Origin of the sequence: Bacillus sp. C30, assembly GCF_040838255.1 — a bacterium.
Taxonomy (GTDB): Bacteria; Bacillota; Bacilli; order Bacillales; family Bacillaceae_G; genus Bacillus_A; species Bacillus_A mycoides.
The window spans coordinates 1-2,639 of sequence record NZ_JBFPJH010000412.1; the positions used below are offsets into that span (position 1 = coordinate 1).

At 34.4% G+C, this 2,639-nt stretch carries 2 protein-coding genes; both read left to right on the forward strand.

Annotation, left to right across the window (positions count from 1 at the left end; all coding sequences use genetic code 11):
* Window positions 1-900 (forward strand): glycosyltransferase family 2 protein (locus tag AB3X49_RS21040; protein WP_367964530.1); only part of this gene is annotated, 900 nt, incomplete at its 5' end.
* Between the two features lie 93 nt (window positions 901-993).
* Window positions 994-2,415 (forward strand): oligosaccharide flippase family protein, encoded by a 1,422-nt coding sequence (locus AB3X49_RS21045; protein ID WP_044438361.1) that lies wholly within the window; start codon window positions 994-996, stop codon window positions 2,413-2,415.
* Window positions 2,416-2,639: the final 224 nt, after the last annotated feature.

A 2,639-nucleotide genomic window follows, 5' to 3' on the forward strand; every position in this document is an offset into this window, starting at 1 on the left:
ATACTAGATCAAACATATAAAAACATTGAAATTGTAATTGTAGATGATGGAAGCAAAGATCAATCACCTTCCATCGTAAAAAACCTTGTACAAAAGTACCCCGGACAAATAAAATACGTCCCACAAGAAAATCAAGGCGTTTCAGTTGCTCGTAATACAGGAATTGAAAATGCTAGCGGAGAATATGTTGCTTTTCTTGATAGTGATGATTTATGGCATCCAACAAAAATCGAAAAACAAGTTGAAAGCATGCATAAAAACAACATGAACGCTTGTTATTGTGGCTATATGAACTTTTACGAAGAGACTGGTGAAAAAGTTGAGCACACGACAAACCTTATTAAAGGTGATATGACAAAAGCTTTCTTAACGCATCAAGTTGTTGCTCAGACGAGCACTTGGATTTTCAAAAGATCTATCGTGATGGATCATAATATTCGTTTCACACCAGGGTGTAGCTGGGGAGAAGATTTAGAATTTCTATTTAAATTAATGAGCGTTACAAATGTATGCTATGTAGATGAATATTTAACATATTATCGAATCTTATCCGAAGGAAATCTTTCTTCAAAGTATAAAGATTATGAATTAAAAACAGCAAAAGAATTAGAAGTGTTTAATCGAATGAAGGATTGGGTTCATAATAAATCAAAAGACTTAATCGTGAATGATTCTACAGAACTTATTGAAATCCTTGAAACTTATCTATTCCCATATACAGTCATTAACAATGCTTGTATATACATTAAAGGAAGCTCTAAGTTAGATAAATCACAAGTTCAATTAATCAAGGGCGATATAAATAAATATTGTCGCAAAATTTATTCAAAAAATGGAAAACGAAGCAAAAAGCTATACGCAATGCTTTGGTTTGTACGAATAAAGTTTATGTTTTCTTAAATAAAGAATACGCTTTTAAACATACTTTCCGTAAACAAATCAAATTTACAAATAGGACGAAGTGCGTCCTGAAAAATAGAAAGGTCTTGTTCCATGAAAACAAATAAAATCCTTAAAAACGCCTCCTACCTATTTGTAGGAAATATTACTGTTCGATTTGTACTTGCTATTGCGACCATTTTCTTTGCAAGATATGTTTCACCAAAGGAGTATGGGATGTTTACAACTGCTTTAGCAGTTTCCGCTGTTATTTGTTATTTTACAGATGCAGGTTTGACACATACATTTATGCGTGAAGGAACGAGAGGCAACGCTAACATTAGCGTACTAATTAGTAGTTATTTACGTATTCGTTTAGTATTAGCTATCGTAATTTCTGTGCTCTTCGCTATTTTCGCTCAGTTCTTCTATCCTGATGCTTACTTACGTGCGATGGTATATTGGGTTGTACTGCCGACAATGTTTGGAGCCACTTTACAAGGTGTTGGGATGGCTTACTTCCAAGTAACAGAACGCATGCAATTTACAGCGATTATTTCTGTAATACAAGGTGTAACAGCCGCAGCTGCTCTTCTACTAGGAATGTCCTTTAAATGGTCACTTATGATGGTTGCTGCCATGTACGGGATATCCAGTCTCGTAACAGGACTCATCGCCTTTATAATGGTAATTCGCCATACAACAGTTCATAAGGGCTGGGATAAAGGCATTTTAGATCAATTGCTCATTTTCACAATCAATGGCATTATCATTATGCTCTTACCACAGTTAGGGCCCATTATATTAGAAAAAGTTTCAACGTATGAGCAAGTTGGATTCTTTGGAGCTGCTTCTAAAATACCTGCTGTCCTTTATCAAATACCTGGTGTAATTGCAGCAGCCTTTTATCCAAAGTTATTTGCTTTTGGAAATGAAAAGAATATTGATGAACATAGAAAACTATCACAGTTCGAATTAAAACTTATGTCTTTCTTAGGAATGGGAATCTCCATTCCATTTATCGCTGATCCAAGCTTTTGGATTGTTACTTTATTAGGTGAACAATATGCACCAGCCGGTGATGCTCTTGCAATTTTAGCCTTTATGGTTATTTTACAATCTATCAACTATCCACTTGCTGATAATTTAACAACTATTGGTCAACAGTGGAAGCGTGCGACAACGATGGGAATTGGATTAGCTGTCGCTATCGTAAGTTACATCGTATTAGGTGGCCAATTTGGAATGATGGGAGCTGCGGTAGCTGCTATCATTACTGAGGTTACTTTATTAATCGGATTTACTTTATTCGTTCGTAAAGGATTTACATTACTATTCAAAGGGATTGTATTTAATACACTAGCATTTATAATCAGTTACGCCCTATACCGCACAGTATTAATTAACTTACCACCACTGGTAGCTCTAACACTTACTGGTATATTGTACGGTATTATTGGCCTTGCAATTGATCCACAAATACGCGGGTTGATTTTAGGATTTGTAAATAAAAAATTAGTTCGTAAAAACGCTTAAAAGCCAAAAGCCTTTCCTATTAAGAATGGAAAAGCTTTTGGCTTTTTATATACCATCATTTACAGAACATAAATTCTGAAGACTGCACTTCATTATTCTCGAATTTTCAGTGGTTAAAAATGCTATATATTCCATGTCAAATTGACTTACTTTCTGAGAATGCTTTATACTAAATTACAAGTAAACTATGAAACTCAATGCTTGTAAAATATATATGATACAAC

Excerpts from the sequence above, each read along its gene's own strand:
- AB3X49_RS21045 (WP_044438361.1), top strand. The coding sequence starts at position 994 with ATGAAAACAAATAAAATCCTTAAAAACGCCTCCTACCTATTTGTAGGA.